We start from the raw sequence: 229 nt of genomic DNA on the forward strand, positions 1-229 counted from the left end.
GTTTAGCGTCGTTAATGGCTTTGGAAACCGTTCAAAAATGAACGTCTTTAAGACGATCGCAGATCTTATTTTCAAGGGATATACGCTTGGCGGGCCTGAGGGGGCTGGCAAAAGCGTTTCCATGAATGCGGGAATCTCACAGACTGCAATGCAGTCGGCGTATTTTGATTTTTATGATTTTTTGGCGGACATTGGTTTTGTCGATCGAAGGGTGAGGACGGCCGCAGAG

General features: G+C 47.2%; 1 protein-coding gene. It reads left to right on the forward strand.

Going from position 1 to position 229, the window contains the following annotated elements; genetic code table 11:
- A partial coding sequence (locus LD028_RS09720) for a hypothetical protein (RefSeq protein ID WP_237811699.1) occupies window positions 1-229 on the forward strand: 229 nt, incomplete at both ends.

The sequence above is a fragment of the Anoxybacillus sp. LAT27 genome, assembly GCF_022030075.1.
GTDB lineage: Bacteria > Bacillota > Bacilli > Bacillales > Anoxybacillaceae > Anoxybacillus > Anoxybacillus kestanbolensis.